Raw genomic sequence first — 19296 nt, 5'->3', positions numbered from 1 at the left:
GTGGAGACGGGCTTTTTTTACTGTTTTCTATTATTTATCCGAAGAAGCATCTGGACTCAAATCACATTCTTTTAACGGAACGATTTTAGTACGTTTGATCCATTTGTAGCCGAGCCACAGCAGAAGGAACAGCGGCACACTCATATACGTAGCGATCATCGTTTTCCAGTCAATCTCCTGTCCGGTGAAGGCATCCGCCCCTTGCCCGATAATGACAATGATACACAGAGCGAAGGCAAACAACGGCCCAAACGGGAACCAGCGGGCTTTGTATGGAAGCTCACTCAGACTGTGGCCCTGTGCAGTAAAGGCACGGCGGAAACGATAATGGCTGACTGCAATCCCGACCCACGTAATAAACCCACACATTCCAGAAGCATTCAGCAGCCAGTTATAGACTACACCGTCTCCATACAGGGAGGCGAGAAAGGCTAGCATACCGACAGCGGTCGTGATCAGCAGCGCGTTCATAGGAATGCCGCGTCTATTGATACGTCCGAGGAAACGCGGGGCTTTACCTTCCCGTGCCAAAGCGTATAGTACCCGAGTTGCCGCGTACATACCCGAGTTACCTGCCGACAATACGGAAGTCAAAATAACGGCGTTCATAACAGAAGCAGCAATCGCAAGCCCTGCTTTTTCAAATACGAGCGTGAATGGGCTGACCCCGATGTCACTGATATCTCCCCGCAGCAGATTTGGATTGGTGTATGGAATGATCAATCCAATCACGAGAATCGCGAGAATATAAAAGAACAGGATGCGCCAAAAGATTTGACGGATGGCGCGCGGCACATTTTCACGCGGATTTTCGCTCTCTCCAGCGGCTACCCCAATCAGCTCCGTTCCCTGAAAGGAAAAGCCCGCTGCCATGAATACGCCCAATACAGCAAAGAATCCGCCATGGAACGGGGCGTCTCCTACCGTGAAGTTGGCAAAGCCGACCGCAGGACCACCCATAATGCCGAAGATCATCAGCACACCTACGGTCAAAAAGATGACCACGGTCACAATTTTAATCATGGCGAACCAGTATTCAGACTCACCGTAGCCTTTGACTGTCAATGCGTTCAACGCGAAGATTACGGCTAGGAATAACAGACTCCACCAGGCAGAGTGGCTTTCCGGGAACCAATATTTGATGAGCACGGTCGCTGCTGCTAATTCGGCAGCAATCGTCACCGCCCAGTTGTACCAGAAGTTCCAGCCCATGGCGAAACCAAAAGCCGGATCGACGAAGCGACCTGCATAGGTGTTAAAAGAGCCGGATTCAGGCATAAATGTAGCCAACTCACCGAGGCTGGTCATAAGGAAGTAGACCATGAGGCCAACTGCTGCATAAGCCAGCAGCGCACCGCCGGGTCCAGCTTCGGCAACCGCGCCTCCACTGGCGAGGAACAGGCCCGTACCGATAGAGCCGCCGAGGGCGATCATCGTCATATGGCGGGCTTTGAGACTTTTACGCAAGGTTGCGTCAGGTGTTGCTTTGTGTTGCACGTTCAAACACTCCTTCATGAAATTGTATTTCATGTCAGGGCAAGAGCCAGAAGGAGGGGGAGTATATAAATCAAAAAACCGCAGGGAATACGCCTGCGGTTTTGTCTATGCATTCCGCACCATACCTTCTTCTATAACAAGATAGCTCAACACACGTGTCTGTGTTAGGACAGCGTGTGACAGTTCTGCTCCTTTCGGTTAGCAGCCCCAGCATTCGGAGTATTTACAAAGAGTCAGCTCCGCATACTTCGGCGGGTGTACCTTTCCACTGGAATCTCAGACGGCTCTTATCGTCTCCTCCGGTGTACTGATTACATCCGCGACCTCTACCTCATCATAAAACAGGGTTGATGAGGTGTATGACATGATATTTTATTGTATAGCGAACTACAGTATATCGTACCTGTACATCTTCTGACAATCGACAATTTTTTGAAAATCACTCGTAGAATCTTAAATTAAGAGTTCCGCTTGGCCATCTGCTGCCAAACTGTGCCCGCGGCTTGTTCGCCTGATTCGATACGTTCCAGCGCCATTTTAGCCTGCAGACTAACCTCGAATTCGGGATCATCGACAGCCTTCTCCAGCGCATCACGTGCATCCTCGGTTCCAACCTCGTATAAAAAACGTGCCGCCCGCCAGCGCACCAACTTGCTGCTATCCGACAGGGCTCCGATCATTGCGCTGGTAGCGACCGGGTCGCCGATGTCTGACAACGTGTCGCCTGCGGTGCGGCGTACTGCCGCTGAAGGATCGCGCAGCGCCTCGGCTAGCAGATCCATCGCCTCTGGTGAGCGAATATCGCCCAGATAGACGACGCCCAGCCGCCGTAGCTGCATTTTGTCGTCATGCAGCGCTTGCCGGATAAGCGGCAAATGCTCAGGCGTCGGCTCCAGCCGATCCAGCGCAGCGTAGCGTGTGCGCCAATCCTCGTGCTGCAGGGCCTTCTCCAGCTCGGCATCGCTCCATTCGCGGCGTTCCTCTACGAATTCGCTGTTGTTTGCGCCGTGGGCAATCGCCTGTTGGATAATCTGCTCCAGCCGATCCTGTGGAAAGGCTGCCTCCAATTCCTGCTCGACCTCGCGTGCAATGTCCGGCAGTTCACCGTAGCGGACGCCGTAATCGCTCAGCTTGCGTTCCTTGATCAGCGTTGCACTCGCTACACGGGTAACGGCCTGCACGAAGCGGTCGGACAAGGAAATTCGTTCCTCCTGCTGCCCCGCCTTGACTCGGATTTGCATTGGAATGCCGCGAAAAAATTGCACAAAGACCTGTGCCTCGCCAAATGCTTCTCCAGAGGTTTCCTCTGGCAAATCCCAATTGGCGTCAGCGCCTTCCTCGCCTAGCCGATCCCGGACTTGACCCAGAATGGTTGACCAATCTGCATTCCCTTTGCGGTCAAGGGCTACAAAGTCAGTCGTATGAAACACACTTTTGACCCCTTCAATGCCCAGCATGCGCCGGATAAATGGGGGAGCGGAACGCTCATTGTCCCGTGTATATGTTCTGCGGATACCCGCTTCCAGTCGCTCATCCAGATGCAGCATCATGGTGTTCGGACTGGGAGTTGGCTCGATAGATGTTATTTTCATAGCTCAGTACAGCCTCCTGTTCAAAAGTTCTCCATATATAGCTTATCTGTATTGTAACTCATTCTGCGAATGTCTCCAAAGATAAGTTCGTGTATACAGGAAAAACACAATGACATATCTCACACTAATTCGGGTAAACTTGTCTGATGAATATGGAGTTTTTTAATAAAAACAGGATGCTATATAAGCCAAACTCGAAAAATGAACATGAAAACGGAGTAGGCGGAATGGTGCTATCCAAGCGTAGCGGTGGCGATGGGAAGTACCATCCGACTACGCAGTGGCACTATAGGTAGCTTTTAAGTTCGGTTTATAGTTTGATGCTGTACTATGCATCCCGCTTCAGCGGATCGTTCTGGTGGCTGCGAATGAGCACGGAGGCGATAAAGCCCGCAGACAGAACAGCTGCCAGCATCATAAATGTAGTTGTCTGATTACTGCCATTTCCCATCAAACGAATGGAAAGCGTAGGGGCTAGACTCGTACCGGCAAACAGGACGAAGGTATACAGTGAGACGGCTATAGCCCTTGCTGCACCGCCGAGCTGGCCGACGATTGCTATAAGTGAAGGGACACTCAGGGCAATGCCGCTGACAAAACATACACTCAATACTACGATAGCTATCAGAGAATGCGTCATTCCCATTAGTGCCAAACTGAGGATAGCAAGAATAAGGGCTGTACGTAATATAATATGCACACCGAATTTCTCGCCCAGCTTTCCGGCGAATGGTGAAAGAAGCATGCCGATGATACCAGCGGATCTGACATAAAGCATCTGTCGGCTATTCAGGCCAAATTCAGGGCCGCTAAGATAGCTACCCAAAACCGTATACATGCTCACAAAGGACATCAGGAGAACAAAAGCGACCGTGTAGGTTAACCATAAAGGATACGAGCGCAGGACGGTCCCTAATTGACTGAAAGCTGACCAAATGCGAATACCTCGTTGAGGGGAAGGGGTTTTAGGTAGGAAAAAAAGGACGATTAGGAAGGTAATTGCATACAAAACGCCTAGCATCCGAAATACCGTATTCCATCCCATTTGTTCGCTGATGACAATACTAAATACCTGTCCAGCAATGCCCGCTACTAGAAAACCGGTGCTGATAAAGCCGATAGCTGTTACCCGTTTTTCGGCCGGAAACATATCGACGGCGTATGCGAGAGCAACGGGAGAAAAGGTGGCTGCAGCCAAACCTTGAAGCAAGCGCAGTATAACCAATACAGAATACTGACTGGTTAAACTGATGGACAAAGAAATAATCGTTAGCGCGAGCAGTCCGGTGACGATAACCTGCTTTCGTCCAAAGCGGTCAGACAATCCACCATAAACAAGACATCCTGCCGCAAAGCCTAAGGAAAAGATACTGCCCGGCAGGGCTGCTTCAGCAAGCGTTTTTCCAAATACTTTAGCAAAGAAAGGGAGCAAAGGGATCGTCACATACAGGCTGGACATGACGACAACCGCCGACCAACATAGGATTACAGTCATCCATGCATAAGGGAGAGCAACATTTCCTTTCTGTATAACGGTATGATGGGTTCGTAATTTACTCATTAATTAAACACTCCTTAATCATAAAATAAGCAGCTTGTTAATACAAACAATTGAATATATTAGATAACCTAATTATATGTTTAAAAAATTTATCTGCCCACCCCCAGTCTGCCTTCCATATAATGATGGATTTTTTCTATAATCCGTGAAAAAACGACCTGCTCCTCAGGCTCCAAAATACTCGCTAGTGAAGCACAGGAAGACCAAAAAACAGGGAGCACCTGCTGTACAAGATGAGAACCCGCTTCTGTAATGCGTACATGAATTTTACGTCGATCTGTAGAATTATGTTCTCTGATAATCCATCCTCGTTGCTCTGTCCAGTCCAGGAGGGATGTAACAGATGCACGCCGGATTCCTAGACGGTCGGCAATCATAGAGGGGCTCATCTGAGCCTGAGATTGGTGCAGTGTCAACAGCAACAACAGATCGAGCTTACTCTCTGTGAGGCCGTAAGCAGATAGATCTAGATCTATCGCGTCGAGCACGTTATCGCTCGTCCATAGCAAGAAGAGACCCATGCGGGCAAGTTGTCGGTCCGTTCCTGCAAGGGCAGTTTGATCCATTAACTCCAGATAAGGTTCTGGACCCAGACGGGGAAGAGGTTGCTGGACGGTGTCCCGCTTACTTTGTTTTGGTGGCATACATTCACTCTTTTCATATAATTAGGTTATCTAACTATATATCAATATAGCGTATTGAAATGCATAAAACAATATCTAAAAAGAAATACTGCTACATTCAATGCAGAAGCAGGGTTAAAACTCGATAGAATGAACCAAACTGTGAATAGGTTACCAAAATGCGCCAATAGATAAGTGAAGGAGGCGTTCCTATGTTCCGCAAGCAGGAAAGAACGCTCATTATTGTATGTATAGTAATTGCGGCCATCATGCTATATGCCGTAATTAAAAGCATAGCTCGCTTGACTCCTTAGTTGGTAATCCAGAGTGATCTGCGATGTTTAAAATGTGAAATGAAGGAGTGAAACCCATTTGTCTTTACTGGACCCTGTATTGCTAAGCCGGATGCTGACCGGAATTACCCTGTTTGTTCATATCGTATTTGCATCCATCGGCGTCGGCGTACCCTTAATGATTGCACTAGCAGAATGGCGCGGGCTGCGAACTGGTGATCCGCATTATACACTGCTGGCCCGACGGTGGGCACGAGGGTTTGTCATTACCGTTGCCGTGGGTGTCGTTACAGGCACCTCCATTGGTCTGCAGCTCAGCTTGCTTTGGCCCACCTTTATGCGGGTGGCTGGACAAGCGATTGCGCTGCCCCTGTTTTTGGAGACGTTTGCTTTTTTCATCGAAGCTATATTCCTGGGCATCTACTTGTATACCTGGGATCGGTTTAAAAGCAAATATTTTCACCTAATGCTGCTCATCCCGGTAGCGATTGCCTCGTCTGCCTCAGCGGTTTTTATTACGACTGTGAACTCGTTCATGAACCAACCTCAAGGCTTTACACTCAAAAATGGAGTCATGACAAATATTCATCCCATCGAGGCTATGCTAAATCCGGCTACGCCAACCAAAGTGTCCCATGTATTGGCTTCTTCGTATACATTGAGCGCTGGTGTGCTGATGGGGCTGGCTGCTTACAGCATGCTGCGAGGGCGTAATCACCCTTATTTTAAAAAGGCGCTAAAGCTGACGGCCATCTGTACCATTGTGTTTGCCATCAGCACCGTGATGATTGGAGACGCATCCGGTAAATTTCTGGCCAAATATCAGCCGGAGAAGCTGGCTGCCGCCGAATGGCATTTTGATACGATGACGCACGCCCCCTTCGTATATGGCGGATACATGGATAAGAACGGTGAAATCAAATATGCCTTGAAAGTGCCTTATGCACTTAGTGTGTTGGCTGGTAATTTGCCCAGTACGGAGGTTAAGGGATTAAATGACTATCCGGTGGAGGAGCGTCCGCCGCTGTCTATTCATTATATGTTTGACCTCAAGATCACCACAGGAGTGCTGATTCTCGTCATCCCACTGCTGTATCTGATCCGTAAGCGTTTGCCAGGCCGCAAACCGTACCCCAGATGGCTACTGTTGGCGCTCATTCTGGTGGGGCCGATGGCGATGGTAGCTATTGAACTCGGATGGATGTTTGCGGAGGTCGGTAGACAGCCGTGGATTTTACGCGGATATATGAAAGTGTCCGAAGCAGCAACCACTTCTACGAGTGTCGGGTGGATGCTGGTGTTGTTTGTTATTTTGTATCTGGTGTTGTGTTTCTCGGCCATTAAGGTACTCAGCAAGCTATTCCGCAATAAGGATGCGGTGGAAGAGATAAGGCAGCTGGGCCTGGAAGGGGCTGAAGGCAAGTGAGCTATGAAATTGTAGGTATCGCCATTTTGTGGACGTTCCTGTTCGGATATTTGCTTGTGGCATCCATTGATTTTGGTGCAGGTTTTTTCAGCTTTTACAGTGTGTTAACAGGCCACCAGAACAAAATCCACAATATTATTCAACGGTATCTATCCCCGGTGTGGGAGGTAACAAACGTATTTCTCATCTTTTTTGTGGTGGGATTAAACGGGTTCTTCCCGGATGCGGCATATTACTATGGCACGGCGTTACTCGTTCCCGGCAGTATTGCGATTGTGCTTCTCGCCATCCGGGGAGTGTATTATGCGTACAATACGTATGGGCATTCTGGTAAAAATAATATCGTCTACATGGCGTTATACGGTGCGACAGGGTTGCTGATTCCGGCGGCACTGTCCACAGTTCTCGCTATTTCGGAGGGCGGCATTATTGTGGAAAACAGTACAGGTGTACACCTGCAATGGGGTCAGCTATTAAGTAATCCCTACACGTGGGCGGTTATTATTCTGGCGCTGGTGAGCGTGCTGTATATCTCGGCGATGTTTTTGGCCTATTATGCCAAAAGGGCGGGAGACAAGGTCGCTTTTGAAATTGTACGGGGATATGCGCTGCTTTGGAGCGGTCCAACGATTGTTGCGAGTCTGCTCGCATTTTTTCAGATTAACAAACAAAATCCAGATCATTTTACCAATATGCTGAACATAGCCTGGATGTTTGTTGCATCCTTCATATGCTTCGCGGGAGCAGTTTATCTGGTATGGCAGCGGCGGCATCTGGGGGTTTCATTTATATTGGTGATGCTGCAATTTGCATTTGCCTGGTATGGCTACGGCCGCTCGCATCTCCCGTATGTTCTGTATCCCTACATTAATGTCTACGACAGCTTTACAAATTCTACGATGGCGTATGCGTTGATTACGGCGTTTGTTGCGGGTCTGCTGGTGCTGATCCCTTCGCTGATTCTGATATTAAGATTGTTTCTATTCGATGCAAAATATGTGCGCGGACATGAAGGGAAGAAAGGGTGAGTTAGAGTGGCTGCTTTCGAGCATTTTACGATTATGTACGAGTCACCTATCATTATTGTCGTGGCGATTGTGTTTTTGTTTATTTATTCGGCACGCTTTAAAAATCCACAGGACTGACAACTACAGGTGGAACAGGCCTTCCTGATTGATGCGGGAGGTCTGCTTTTGCTGTATTATCGCAGAATTTCCTTTACAGACGTGATTGAATTATACTTTACATATATCAGGATGTTGCATCATTTCATGTTCACACTCGAGTGACAATATATAGTTAAATGGAACCGCTGTGTTTTTTGGAGAACGGGTTCATCAGGGAGGGAGCTGCATCATGCCCAAAGTGCGTTTTAACAATATGGATCATGTAAATACCGATAAAACAATCAAGCAATTCAGACAATGGCGGCAAGAGCGACGCAGCAAAATAAAGGATTATACGTTCGTTGTGCCAAACCATCCCCCGGAGCTGGAGTTCCTGCATAGCAATCGGGAGATGGCGACAGCGACCTGGGTGGGACATTCCACCTTTTTCATCCAGTATCTTGGGCTGAATATCGTCACCGATCCGGTATGGGCAGAGCGTATGGCTTTTGATAAAAGGTTGGCTCCGCCTGGCATTCGTATTCAGGATGTACCACCACTGGACATCATTCTGCTGTCTCATTCACATTATGATCATTTACATTTAGAATCGTTGCGGAAATTATATCGTGCAGATACGCTGATGCTTGTACCCTCGGGGCTAAAGGCGAAAATGATCCGCAAAGGTTTTCGAAACTGTCATGAGCTGCAATGGTGGGAGCATTTTACGGTAGGAGGGGTACGATTTACGTTTGTTCCAGCCCAGCATTGGACACGACGCACGCCGTTTGATACGAACACTTCGCATTGGGGGGGATACGTTCTGCAAAATGAGCAGCAGGTGATTGGCTCTGCCACGTCCGTCACGGAATCCCATCCTCATTCGAATACAGACTCAAAGGATGCACCAACGTTGTATTTTGTGGGAGACACCGGATATTTTCGTGGGTTTAAAGAGATTGGCGAGCGCTTTGCCATTGATCTGACCTTTATGCCGATTGGCGCGTACGAACCGGAATGGTTCATGACCTCGCAGCACGTGACACCGGAGGAGGCATTGCAAGGGTTTGTAGATTGCGGCGCAGATCAGATGATTCCGATGCACTACGGAGCCTTCAAGCTGGCGGATGATACGCCAAGAGAGGCGCTGGATCGTCTCGAAGCGGAGCGTGAGCGTATGGGTATTGCGAAGGAACGCATTCATGTTCTTGGGCACGGAGAGACGCTGAAAATTGGACGTCGCTGCTCAACTACAATTTGAGGAATTCGACATAATCCTTATATAAGAGGATTTTGCAAAAATCCAATAAGCGACTTCCAATGAATAAGATATAGATCGAAATGTTTTAGTTCGTCTATATCTTGTACTTCGGAGCGACTGGAATCGAATTTTGCAAAATCCTGATAAAAAAAGCGACTCTGCGGACAAATGATGTTGTCTGCGGAGTCGCTTTTTTTGTTTTTGGGCTGTGATGCAGGATTAAACTGCTTCGGAATCACTTGCCAAAGAGGAATCGCTGTTGGCGATGGGATGACGAACGATTTTAACTTCATAGAACGTGATTTTATTTTCAATAATATAGTCCGGAATATGACGATGGCTATGGGATTCGCGGAACGCTTCGCTTTTCGTCCAGCCTTGGAAGTTCTCTTTTTCTTTCCAGCGTGTACTGATGGTTACTTCCTCATAATCCTTCGTGTTTTCAGTCAGCAGCACTTCCAGACCGAGAAAACCTTCCATTTTTTCAACTTTTCCTTCTTTGTTAAATCTTTCGATGAGTAGATGTGCATTGCCCGGTGTGATTTTAGATGTATTTGTAACGATAACCATATTAAATTCCTCCTGAATGATGTGGTATGGTCGGTATAATAACCGGATAGCCATCCTCAAATTTGATGGTAGCGTTCATTTCATAAATGTCGCGAAGAAAAGCAGACGTCAAAATCTCACGGGGTTCGCCGGCAACGGCGATTCGTCCCTTTTTAAGTGCAATCATATGATGACAATAGGCCGCAGCTTGCTGCAAATCATGCAGTACCATAACAATCGTCAAGCCGGACTCGTGATTGATACGCCGCAGCATATCCATAACTTCAAATTGGTGGGCGATATCCAGAAAAGTGGTCGGTTCATCGAGCAAAAGAATACCTGTTTGTTGGGCCAAAGCCATTGCAATTCGCGCTTTTTGTTGTTCACCTCCTGATAGAGTATGGAACATTCGATCTGCATAGGGCTGGATGCCCGTGATTTTCATGACATGGTCCACGATTTGCTGGTCCTGTCCGGTATGGCGTACCCTCAAGCCTTTGGCATGAGGAGATCTCCCGTAAGCGACCAGCTCACGGACCGTCAATAACGGCAGCATATCCTTCATTTGCGGCAGCATTGTAATCGTCTGGGCAAAGTCACGCCGCTTGTACTCCTGCACGGGTTTGCCCAGCACGGAAACCTGACCCTGATCCTGCTTGAGCAACCGGGTCATAATCCGCAAAAGCGTGGACTTGCCTGAACCGTTCGGTCCGACGATCGCGGTGAGCTGACCAGCAGGCAAGGTGATATTCACATCGTCCAGCTGGAAATACCCACGTTGTAAGGAGATATGCTCACCCTGAATGGCTGTCATCCGAAATTCCCCCGTTTCTTGAGCAGGATTAAGAAGAACGGTGCCCCGATGACGGCCAACAAAATACCTACAGGCAGTTCAATCGGGTCAAACCAGGATCGTGCCACCGTATCTGCCAGGACAACCAGCGTTCCACCGCCCGCAATGGAAAGGGGAAGGAGGAAACGATAATCTTCCCCGATTAGCAGCCGTATGACATGGGGAACAACCAGTCCTACAAAGCCAATCAACCCGGCTACACTGACTGCTGTACCGGCAAGCAGGGCAGAAAGCAGGATAATGAGCATACGTTGAAGCTCTACTCGCTGGCCCAGCAGCTGTGCTGAATCGTCGCCCAATAGCAATAAATTAGCAGGTTTAATCGCAAAGAAAGAGGCGATTAAACCAATGATGGCGTAAGGCGCCATGAACTCCAGATGATGCCAGCTTCTTCCGTTTAATCCGCCGGATAACCAAGGAAGAACGGCCTGTACGCGGTCGCTGTACATGACCATTACGCCGTTGGTAAGTGCGCCCAGCAGCGCGTTGATCGCAACGCCAGCCAGCACAATTTTGACAGGGGAAGCCCCTCGGTCCCAAGCCAGCAGATAAATGACGATTGCGCTCAGAAAGGCTCCCAAAAAGGCCGTTATCGGAAGAAGGTAGCTGAGCTGTGGAAGCATCACCATCGTAATGACGGCGGCAAGTCCACCTCCAGCCGATACACCAATAATGCCAGGGTCAGCCAATGGATTTTTCATGACACCTTGAAGAAGTGCTCCGGAAGCTGCAAGACAAGCTCCTACGAGTAAACCTACTAATACTCTGGGTAGCCGGAGATCCATCAGGATCGTGCGATATGTAGAATCATCATTATGTAGCAAAACATGATAGATTTCTTGAAGTGGAATCGACACCGAACCGTAGGCCAGACCGTACACAGAGACGGCCAGCAGTAGAATCGGAAGGGTAATCCAGGCGATGGTGCGTCTTCTGGCGCGCTGTAGTTTGTTCATCTCCATCGCCTATTTCGCCGGATACAGCTTTTGATGCATCAAATCCAGCGCTTTAGTGACACGTGTGCCCGGATTCGTACCGAACAGATCTGAAGGTAAAACCTCGACCTGATTATTTTTGACTGCTCGGATTCCGTTCCAAGCTGCATTTTCCTGCATTTCTTTTATAAATGCAGCTTTAACATCTTCCGTATTGCCATGAGTCATGATGAAGATGTAGTCAGGGTCAGCCTGTATGATGCGTTCTGTGTTCAGCTGCGCATATTGCGGGAAATTTTGCAGGCCCGGAAAATCAGCGGCGATGTTAGAGCCACCCGCAGCTTCCAGAATGTTTCCACTCAATGAATTCGGCAGTGCAGCCATGTACGTGGCCGGGGCTCCGTAGACGAGCAACACCTTCGGTTTGGAGGCAGAAGCGGTTTCCTTTTGCAGCTTAGCTATTTGTTGGTCAATTTGCTGATTTAGCTTCACGGCCTGAGCCTGCTTTTGCAGTAATTGTCCGAACAGCGTAATTTGCGACTGAATATCGTGAACTGAATTGGCTCCCGTCAGCAGCAGCTGTGAACCGACTCCTTCAATGGCTGGAATATCTTTTTCATTCATAGGATAATTGCCTAGCACGACATCCGGTTTGAGCATCGTAATTTTCTCCAGATCGACTTCATGAGTGGAGCCTACTTGCTGAACGTTCTCAGCAGCAGGTACGATGGCAGGTCCATTGGAGTTGGGCCTGCCCACGGCAGTTCCACCCAATGCGTATATGATATCCAGATCGCCATTGCTGAGCGCAATGATATGTTGAGGGACCTTTTGAAACGCTAACGTCCGTTTAGAAAAATCAGTAACTTGAATCACCGCACTGCTTGTCGTGCCAGAAGTGGCAGATACGGATGCACTGGTTGGTTTGTGATCTGCGGTCGGGGCACCATTACTACATCCGGTAACTGCCAATAAAAGCGCTGCGGACGACCACAACACATAAGATTTCATGTTATTCCTCCTGCAATTTTGAGTTAAACAATAATGATAATCATTTTCAATTATGTATAAGAGAATGATAATGAATATCACTGGGGAATGTCAATTGAAAAAAGAAAATTTTTAAATAAATTTTGAACTGAAAATAAAAGGGATATATACGAATTAAAGAAGAAGGAACTACAAATTTTTCTTAAAAAATAGCATATATCAAGGGATTACGTACACGCAAATACATATTGACATTTTCGAAAAGTGTAAGATATATTGGTGATGGGTTTACTTGATTTTGCGAAATTATGGAATAGAGAGGTGGGGAGACAAGCTCGGAAAGAGCTATTTTTTTTAAATTATCAATTGAGAATGATAATCAATTAGTTTATTCTCGTGGGGAGGGACTGCTGTCAAAATGAAGAAGGGGTATTCTGCAATTATTGCTGTGTTTCTGCTGGTGAGTGTGCTGAACTTTTGGCCAACTTCGTCATCTGTAGTAGCCGCTGCGGCTTCTCCAAAATTGGCGGATGGTACATACACGCTCAAATACAATATTCTCAAGGCAGAAAATGATTCGGTGTCCATGGCTAATGATTATTTTGAAAAACCAGCTAAGTTGTATGTAAAAAAAGGTCAAATGACCATGCAAATTAAGCTGAATCATAGCGAATGGACAACTGGGTTTAAAGTAGATTACAAAGGCAAAATCATCGATACAAAGGTCATCCATAAGGATGCCAAAACCGATACCCGCACCGTACAATTTCCAATTACGAGTGTGAACAGCCCGCTAATCTCTAAAATTCATGTTACTGTCCCTGCGTATAACTACGATCATGATTATACGATCCGCTTCGCTTTTGATTCCAAAAGCGTCAAAAAAATAGCAGCCGTCCAGTCAGCGAAATCAACTAAATCTTCCAAGAAGTAAATTCAAGCCATCTTTATCGTTCATAAAATCAACACAAATTGAAGCATAAAAAATTGAGGAGTGTGTGTAGATATGAATATGGTAATGAATCGCTTTGAGCAATTTTCTTTTAAGAAGGTATTTGTAGCATTGATCATGACAGCGCTTGTTTTTGCACTTGTTGCTCCATTCTCAGCTAAAGCGGCAGCAGCCGACGGCACGTATAACGTAGACTATACCGTTCTGAAGGATCAAACCAATGAAACTTCTCGATTGGATAGCTACCTGACGAAGCCTGCTCAGGTTACGGTAGCTAATGGCAAAAATGTCGTTCGTCTGACTGTGAAAAGCAGCAATCTGATTACAACGTTCAAAGTAGAGCAAAATGGCGTACTGCAAGATGCGACTGTGGTAAGCACAGATACTGCGAACAACACTCGTGTAGTGGAATTCGAAGTTGCTGATCTGAATGCAAAAGTGAATGCTTACGCTGAAATCACAATTCCAGTAATCGGCTACACAGGCAAGTACGATGTACAACTGCAATTCGACGAAATCTAATCCAAAATAAAACGTAAAAGGAGATTAAGAACATGAACATGATTATGAATCGTATGGAAAAATTGTCTTTGAAAAAAGTAATGCTTACTGTACTGATGGCAGCGCTTGTTTTTGTGGTACTAGCTCCATTTTCTGCCAATAAAGCGAACGCGGCTTTGCCTAATGGAACGTATCAATTGCCTTATACCGTTTATAAAGATGGAACGACTCAGCCATCTTACATGGATACAAATGGTTATGTGAAAAAACCAGCCACACTGATTGTTACGAATGGTCAATATAAAGTGAGAGTAGCTATTACCAAAAGTGCTTGGGTTACTGAATTCAAAACTCAACAAAACGGTCAGTATGTGAATGCGACTGTAGTAAGCACATCAGGGGATACAAGAATAGTCGAATTCCCTGTAACTAGCCCGTCTCAAAAATTGAACGTTAAACTGCATGTAAGTGTGCCTGCAGAATACACTGGTGGTATTCCGTACGATCACGACTATATTGTTCAATTCCAATTCGACGACAGCGATATCTAAGACTTCTTTTTGAAAATATAATTTTGAATTGAATACTCATTTGGAGCTTAGTTTCAAAGCTCCAAATGAGTATATTTTAAGTAGGGGGATACATCACCTTGAAAAGCCGATTTAACAAATTTATAACGACATTTGCTGCTATTCTAATGTTGTTTTCTTTATTTTCACCATACGTAGGAGCAACACCTGAGGGTGAGTCCACTTCGTCGAATTTGCCAGATTTAAGCACTACAGTCACTAGTGCTACTTATGCTACTTATGAGATTCCGGTAGAAGTGCCCAGCACATATGCTGAGCCTACCAATACTGTGACCACTACTGATGCGACCTATGCAGATGGAGAATACCTGATTGATTACAAACCTTTAAGAAAGACAGTCAGCGGAAGCACGAGGGATTCAAGCTTCAAAACAAACTATACCTATCCTGGAGATTTGATCATTAAGGATGGAAAATACCATTTTTCATTTAAGTTTGCGGAATCTCAAGGTCTTTCGAAATTTTTAGTTGAACAAAACGGGGAAACAGTTCCCGCAAAAATAGAGGTGGATTCTGGGAAAACTTCCGGGACTGTAAGCTTCGATGTTTATGATTTTCATCAAAATGTAAATACGGAGTTTGGATTTAATAGCAGTTCTCCATGGTATGTAGATACCGATCCAGACCGTTCAGTGAAGGAATGGATTGAGTTTGATCCTTCCAGTTTGAGACTTAAAAACTCAACGGAGAATCCAACGGTTCCACCTGTAACACCACCGGTAACGCCTCCTAATACAGGAGAGAAACTCGCTGATTTGGACTTTACCCTTTTGAAAGATGAAAGCAATGAAAAGTCAATGATGGATGGGTATACGGAGAAACCAGGCTCTCTAATTGAGCGTGGTGGTAAACGATATGTCCAATTTACATTAAAGAACAGTAAGCAGATTGATGGTTTCAAGGTAGAGCAAGATGGAGTGTTAACCGACACCTCTGTTGTAAGTGAAGATCAAACTGCGAATACACGAATGATCGAGTTTGAAGTAAAAGATCTGCCTGCCAAGCTCAACGCATGGGTGAGCATCAACTGGCCTGAGCTGGGCTACGTGAATACTTATAATGTAGATCTTCAGCTGGCTTCTGTACCCGTACCATCAGATTTGGCGGATGGAACGTACTCGATTAACTTTAACGCGCTGCATGCCACAAAAGATCAAGCGTCAGCCATGGCACAATATCTGTTGTCTCCAGCGACTTTGACGGTATCGAAAGGGCAAAAAGAAGTTTCCTTTACCATTAAAGACAGCACCACAGTAACGGAGTTCAAAACAGAACAAAACGGAACGTTAACAGATGCGGATATTGTAAGTGAGGACAAGACAGCCAATACGCGTGTTGTGAAATTCAAAGTAGCGGATTTGGACGCGATTTTAAATGCACAAGTACATGTGAGCACGACCTATCCAGGTGGGGTTTATGAGATGGATCATAAGCTTCGTCTGCAATTTGATAAGAATAGTATTACAGGAAATGGAACCTCTCCAGAAACAAGTTCCAATCTGGATTTCACCCTTTTAAAGGATGGAACCAATGAAAAGTCAATGATGGATGGTTATACAGAGAAACCAGGCGCTTTGATTGAACGTAATGGCAAGAAGTATGTACGTTTTACATTGAAAAACAGTAAGCAAATTGATGGCTTTAAGGTAGAACAAAATGGACTATTAACTAATGTTGCTACAGTAAGTGAAGACAAAACTGCGAATACACGAGTTATTGAATTCGAGGTTAAAGAAATACCTGCTAAGTTAAGCGCATGGGTAAGCATCAACTGGCCTGAGCTGGGCTACGTGAATACTTATAATGTAGATCTTCAGCTGGCTTCTGTACCCGCACCATCAGATTTGGCGGATGGAACGTACTCGATTAACTTTAACGCACTGCATGCCACAAAAGATCAAGCGTCAGCCATGGCACAATATCTGGTGTCTCCAGCGACTTTGACGGTATCGAAAGGGCAAAAAGAAGTTTCCTTCACCATTAAAGACAGCACCACAGTAACGGAGTTCAAAACAGAACAAAACGGAACGTTAACGGATGCGGATATTGTAAGTGAGGACAAGAATGCTAATACACGTGTTGTGAAATTCAAAGTAGCGGATTTGGACGCTATTTTGAATGCACAAGTACATGTGAGCACGACCTATCCAGGTGGGGTTTATGAGATGGATCATAAACTTCGTCTGCAATTTGATAAGAGTAGCATCACTAATGCAACATCCCCGGTTGATCCTGGGACGCCAGGTACGCCTGGAAAAGTTTTAGCTGATGGAACGTATTCGATCCAGTTCAATGCATTGCACGCAACAAAAGATCAAAAATCGGCAATGGCGCAATATTTATTATCTCCGGCAACACTGACGGTATCAAAAGGCAAGTATGAAGCTTCCTTCACGATCAAAGACAGCGCCACAGTGACGGAGTTCAAAACAGAACAAAACGGAACGTTAACAGATGCAGATATCGTAAGCGTGGACAAGAAAGCGGACACACGTGTTGTGAAATTCAAAGTGGCCGATTTGGACGCTATTATGAATGCACAGGTACATGTGAGCACGACCTATCCAGGTGGGGTTTATGAGATGGATCATAAGCTTCGTCTTCAATTTGACCGCAGCAGCATTGCGGTAAAAGGAACAGACGGCGGCACAACTCCCGTGACTGAAAACGGCAGATACAGCATTGATTTCTCTGTACTTAAAAACGGAAGCAATGAAATATCTGTGATGGATGGCTATATGCAGAAACCAGCCACGCTGCTAAGACAGTCCGGTAAAAATGTGATTCAGATCAAAATGGACAAGAGCAGCTGGATCAAAACCTTTAAAGTAAATGGTGCAGAAGCTCCGGTGGTTGAGCAATCGACCTCCGCAGATACAAGAACAGTACAATTTGAAGTGCCAAATCTCTCGGATAAAGTGACAGTGAATACGCATGTGATCGTACCTGGATTGGATTTGGGCGGCATCCCATATGATCACGTATATGATGTGCAATTTCAATTCGAGCCTGCTACTATTCGCAGCTTTGTCGAGCCTTCCTCTACAGGAGCTACAGATCCTATCGTAAAATTGGATTTTGACAAGCTTGTCAATGGGAAATATGCCTTGAAATTCAGCATTCTGTTGTCGGATGGTTCCACAGGAGTGGATTCTCCAGCTCAACGCTTTATCACTAATGAACCAGCGCAATTGGTCGTGGAAGGCGACAAACGGTTTGTAGGTCTGAAGCTGCAAAACAGTAATGAAGTGAAGGCGTTGCGCATTTGGGACAACGCAAGCGGGGACTACCGAGACGCAGAAGTGACCCAGGAAGATGCAGCAAGCAATACGAAGCACGTTCGTTTTAGCGTAAATGACTTTAAAAACAATGTAAAAGGCCAACTAGTTGTCTATGAAGCCCCTAAAGTGGCAAGTGCCACTCCGATGGTCTTTAAGACTGAGGATCGGGTAGAGAAAGTATACGATTTTGAATTTAAATTCGATACCAGTAATGTAGCTTATTACAACGACAAGAAGTCGGCTGAAGCAGAAAAAGGGAAAAACAACTTAGCGGATGGAGAGTACACTGCGAACTTCCGTGTGCTTGCGAACGGAACGGACAAGGAATCTCTAGCGGCTCCTTTTGTACAAAATCTAGCGAAATTGATTGTGAAAGATGGTAAAGTTCAGGCCCATGTAACCGTTACGGACAACCAGGCTTTGAAGCTATTCCAAACGGATTTTGAAGGCCGTTATGCCAATCCGACGATTATGGATTCGGACACCAAAGGTGATACGCACACTATTGCGTTCGAAGTGCCTGATCTGGATAAAAAGTTGAGTGTGTACACACAGGTATATCTGCCTGAGAAATACATTCTAAATGAGAAATTCGGCGGACAGATTCAATTTGACCGTGCATCGCTTAAAGGTGAGGGAGTCAATGCAGCTACAACTGCAACCGCAACTGAACCAACAGTAGCTTCTACGGACAAGGCAGCAGAAACGACCACACCTGTGGCTGAAACAAAACCAGTAGTTGAGCAACCGGTTCAAACGGCTCCTGAGAAGCAATACACGATTAATTACAACGTATTTAAAGACAAAACGAGTGAAGCTTCCGTTATGGACGGTTATCTCGACAAGCCAGCTACACTGATTGAAAAGGGAGACAAGCGCTATATTCAAATTACTTTGAAAAATAGTTCCTGGATGCCAGCTCTCCAAGTAGAGCAAAACGGTACCCTGAAAGATGTGGAAGTAATCTCGACATCCGGCGATACACGTGTCGTTCAATTCGAGGTAGGGGACTTGTCTCAGAAAATTGGTGCTTACACACACGTCATTGTGCCTGGTTTGGTTCTTGGCGGAGTGCCGTATGATCACTGGTATACAGTTCAGTTCCAATTTGATGAAGAAAGCCTAAAAGCGAAGTAGCCTCAGGTTGTGATAATCAATGTAGTCTGAATAACAGCAAAGTTTGTACGCGAGCAAGTCTTGGTGCCCCGGCATCAAGACTTGTCAGCATTTACATACCCGAGGAATTTGCAAAAATCCAATAAGCGACTTCTAATGAACAATATGTA

At 46.1% G+C, this 19296-nt stretch carries 15 protein-coding genes and 1 riboswitch; of the genes, 7 read left to right on the top strand and 8 right to left on the bottom strand.

Features of this window, described 5'->3' with window-relative positions:
• Positions 1-30: 30 nt before the first annotated feature.
• From MHI21_RS21440 to MHI21_RS21425, 4 genes are all read right to left on the bottom strand, one after another.
• Entirely contained in the window at positions 31-1497 is a 1467-nt protein-coding gene (locus MHI21_RS21440; RefSeq protein ID WP_069290395.1) for an amino acid permease, read from the bottom strand.
• Between the two features lie 134 nt (positions 1498-1631).
• Positions 1632-1834: riboswitch (Lysine riboswitch) on the bottom strand.
• A gap of 121 nt (positions 1835-1955) precedes the next feature.
• Entirely contained in the window at positions 1956-3089 is a 1134-nt protein-coding gene (locus tag MHI21_RS21435) for a virulence factor (protein ID WP_103050324.1), read from the bottom strand.
• A gap of 328 nt (positions 3090-3417) precedes the next feature.
• Positions 3418-4650, bottom strand: coding sequence for an MFS transporter (locus MHI21_RS21430; protein ID WP_342418872.1), 1233 nt, complete (start codon positions 4648-4650; stop codon positions 3418-3420).
• An 89-nt stretch (positions 4651-4739) separates the two neighbouring features.
• Positions 4740-5294 (bottom strand): MarR family transcriptional regulator, encoded by a 555-nt coding sequence (locus MHI21_RS21425; protein WP_254327088.1) that lies wholly within the window; start codon positions 5292-5294, stop codon positions 4740-4742.
• Positions 5295-5645: 351 nt separating this feature from the next.
• Between MHI21_RS21425 and MHI21_RS21420 the strand changes: the two genes are divergently transcribed.
• From MHI21_RS21420 to MHI21_RS21410, 3 genes are all read left to right on the top strand, one after another.
• On the top strand, positions 5646-6992 hold the full coding sequence (locus MHI21_RS21420) for a cytochrome ubiquinol oxidase subunit I (protein ID WP_342418871.1): 1347 nt from the start codon (positions 5646-5648) through the stop codon (positions 6990-6992).
• Complete coding sequence (locus tag MHI21_RS21415; protein WP_103050321.1) at positions 6989-8020, top strand: cytochrome d ubiquinol oxidase subunit II; 1032 nt, start codon at positions 6989-6991, stop codon at positions 8018-8020. Before MHI21_RS21420 ends, MHI21_RS21415 begins: the two co-directional genes overlap by 4 nt.
• Before the next feature lie 328 nt (positions 8021-8348).
• Positions 8349-9359 (top strand): MBL fold metallo-hydrolase, encoded by a 1011-nt coding sequence (locus tag MHI21_RS21410; protein ID WP_316244201.1) that lies wholly within the window; start codon positions 8349-8351, stop codon positions 9357-9359.
• 219 nt (positions 9360-9578) lie between these two features.
• Here MHI21_RS21410 and isdG read toward each other — a convergent pair whose 3' ends face one another.
• Genes isdG through MHI21_RS21390 form a run of 4 tightly spaced genes read right to left on the bottom strand, consistent with a single transcriptional unit; the run spans position 9579 to position 12707 of the window.
• Positions 9579-9929, bottom strand: coding sequence for a heme oxygenase (gene isdG, locus MHI21_RS21405; protein WP_316244200.1), 351 nt, complete (start codon positions 9927-9929; stop codon positions 9579-9581).
• A gap of 1 nt (position 9930) precedes the next feature.
• Complete coding sequence (locus tag MHI21_RS21400) at positions 9931-10722, bottom strand: ABC transporter ATP-binding protein (protein ID WP_342418870.1); 792 nt, start codon at positions 10720-10722, stop codon at positions 9931-9933.
• Positions 10719-11717, bottom strand: coding sequence for an iron ABC transporter permease (locus tag MHI21_RS21395; protein ID WP_316244198.1), 999 nt, complete (start codon positions 11715-11717; stop codon positions 10719-10721). The genes MHI21_RS21400 and MHI21_RS21395 overlap by 4 nt, the downstream gene beginning before the upstream one ends.
• Before the next feature lie 9 nt (positions 11718-11726).
• Complete coding sequence (locus tag MHI21_RS21390; protein WP_342418869.1) at positions 11727-12707, bottom strand: ABC transporter substrate-binding protein; 981 nt, start codon at positions 12705-12707, stop codon at positions 11727-11729.
• A 397-nt stretch (positions 12708-13104) separates the two neighbouring features.
• On the opposite strand from MHI21_RS21390, the gene isdC reads away from it, so the two are divergent.
• The 4 genes from isdC to MHI21_RS21370 all read left to right on the top strand — a co-directional run bounded on the left by isdC (position 13105) and on the right by MHI21_RS21370 (position 19147).
• Complete coding sequence (isdC, locus tag MHI21_RS21385; protein WP_341163119.1) at positions 13105-13620, top strand: heme uptake protein IsdC; 516 nt, start codon at positions 13105-13107, stop codon at positions 13618-13620.
• A gap of 72 nt (positions 13621-13692) precedes the next feature.
• A complete protein-coding gene (locus MHI21_RS21380; RefSeq protein WP_025718712.1) occupies positions 13693-14160 on the top strand; it encodes an NEAT domain-containing protein in 468 nt (155 codons plus the stop codon).
• 32 nt (positions 14161-14192) lie between these two features.
• Positions 14193-14690 (top strand): NEAT domain-containing protein, encoded by a 498-nt coding sequence (locus MHI21_RS21375; protein WP_322174813.1) that lies wholly within the window; start codon positions 14193-14195, stop codon positions 14688-14690.
• A 98-nt stretch (positions 14691-14788) separates the two neighbouring features.
• Positions 14789-19147, top strand: a complete 4359-nt coding sequence (locus MHI21_RS21370; RefSeq protein ID WP_342418868.1) for an NEAT domain-containing protein — start codon at positions 14789-14791, stop codon at positions 19145-19147.
• Positions 19148-19296: the final 149 nt, after the last annotated feature.

The organism is Paenibacillus sp. FSL H8-0168 (assembly GCF_038592955.1).
Classification (GTDB): domain Bacteria; phylum Bacillota; class Bacilli; order Paenibacillales; family Paenibacillaceae; genus Paenibacillus; species Paenibacillus polymyxa_B.
The sequence above is the reverse complement of the archived record's forward strand: the minus strand, read 5'-3'. Positions and strand labels throughout refer to the sequence as shown.

Coding starts and splice junctions, on each gene's coding strand:
- MHI21_RS21435 (WP_103050324.1), bottom strand. CDS start 3,089: ATGAAAATAACATCTATCGAGCCAACTCCCAGTCCGAACACCATGATG.
- MHI21_RS21430 (WP_342418872.1), bottom strand. CDS start 4,650: ATGAGTAAATTACGAACCCATCATACCGTTATACAGAAAGGAAATGTT.
- MHI21_RS21425 (WP_254327088.1), bottom strand. CDS start 5,294: ATGCCACCAAAACAAAGTAAGCGGGACACCGTCCAGCAACCTCTTCCC.
- MHI21_RS21410 (WP_316244201.1), top strand. CDS start 8,349: ATGCCCAAAGTGCGTTTTAACAATATGGATCATGTAAATACCGATAAA.
- isdG (WP_316244200.1), bottom strand. CDS start 9,929: ATGGTTATCGTTACAAATACATCTAAAATCACACCGGGCAATGCACAT.
- MHI21_RS21400 (WP_342418870.1), bottom strand. CDS start 10,722: ATGACAGCCATTCAGGGTGAGCATATCTCCTTACAACGTGGGTATTTC.
- MHI21_RS21395 (WP_316244198.1), bottom strand. CDS start 11,717: ATGAACAAACTACAGCGCGCCAGAAGACGCACCATCGCCTGGATTACC.
- MHI21_RS21390 (WP_342418869.1), bottom strand. CDS start 12,707: ATGAAATCTTATGTGTTGTGGTCGTCCGCAGCGCTTTTATTGGCAGTT.
- isdC (WP_341163119.1), top strand. CDS start 13,105: ATGAAGAAGGGGTATTCTGCAATTATTGCTGTGTTTCTGCTGGTGAGT.
- MHI21_RS21380 (WP_025718712.1), top strand. CDS start 13,693: ATGAATATGGTAATGAATCGCTTTGAGCAATTTTCTTTTAAGAAGGTA.
- MHI21_RS21375 (WP_322174813.1), top strand. CDS start 14,193: ATGAACATGATTATGAATCGTATGGAAAAATTGTCTTTGAAAAAAGTA.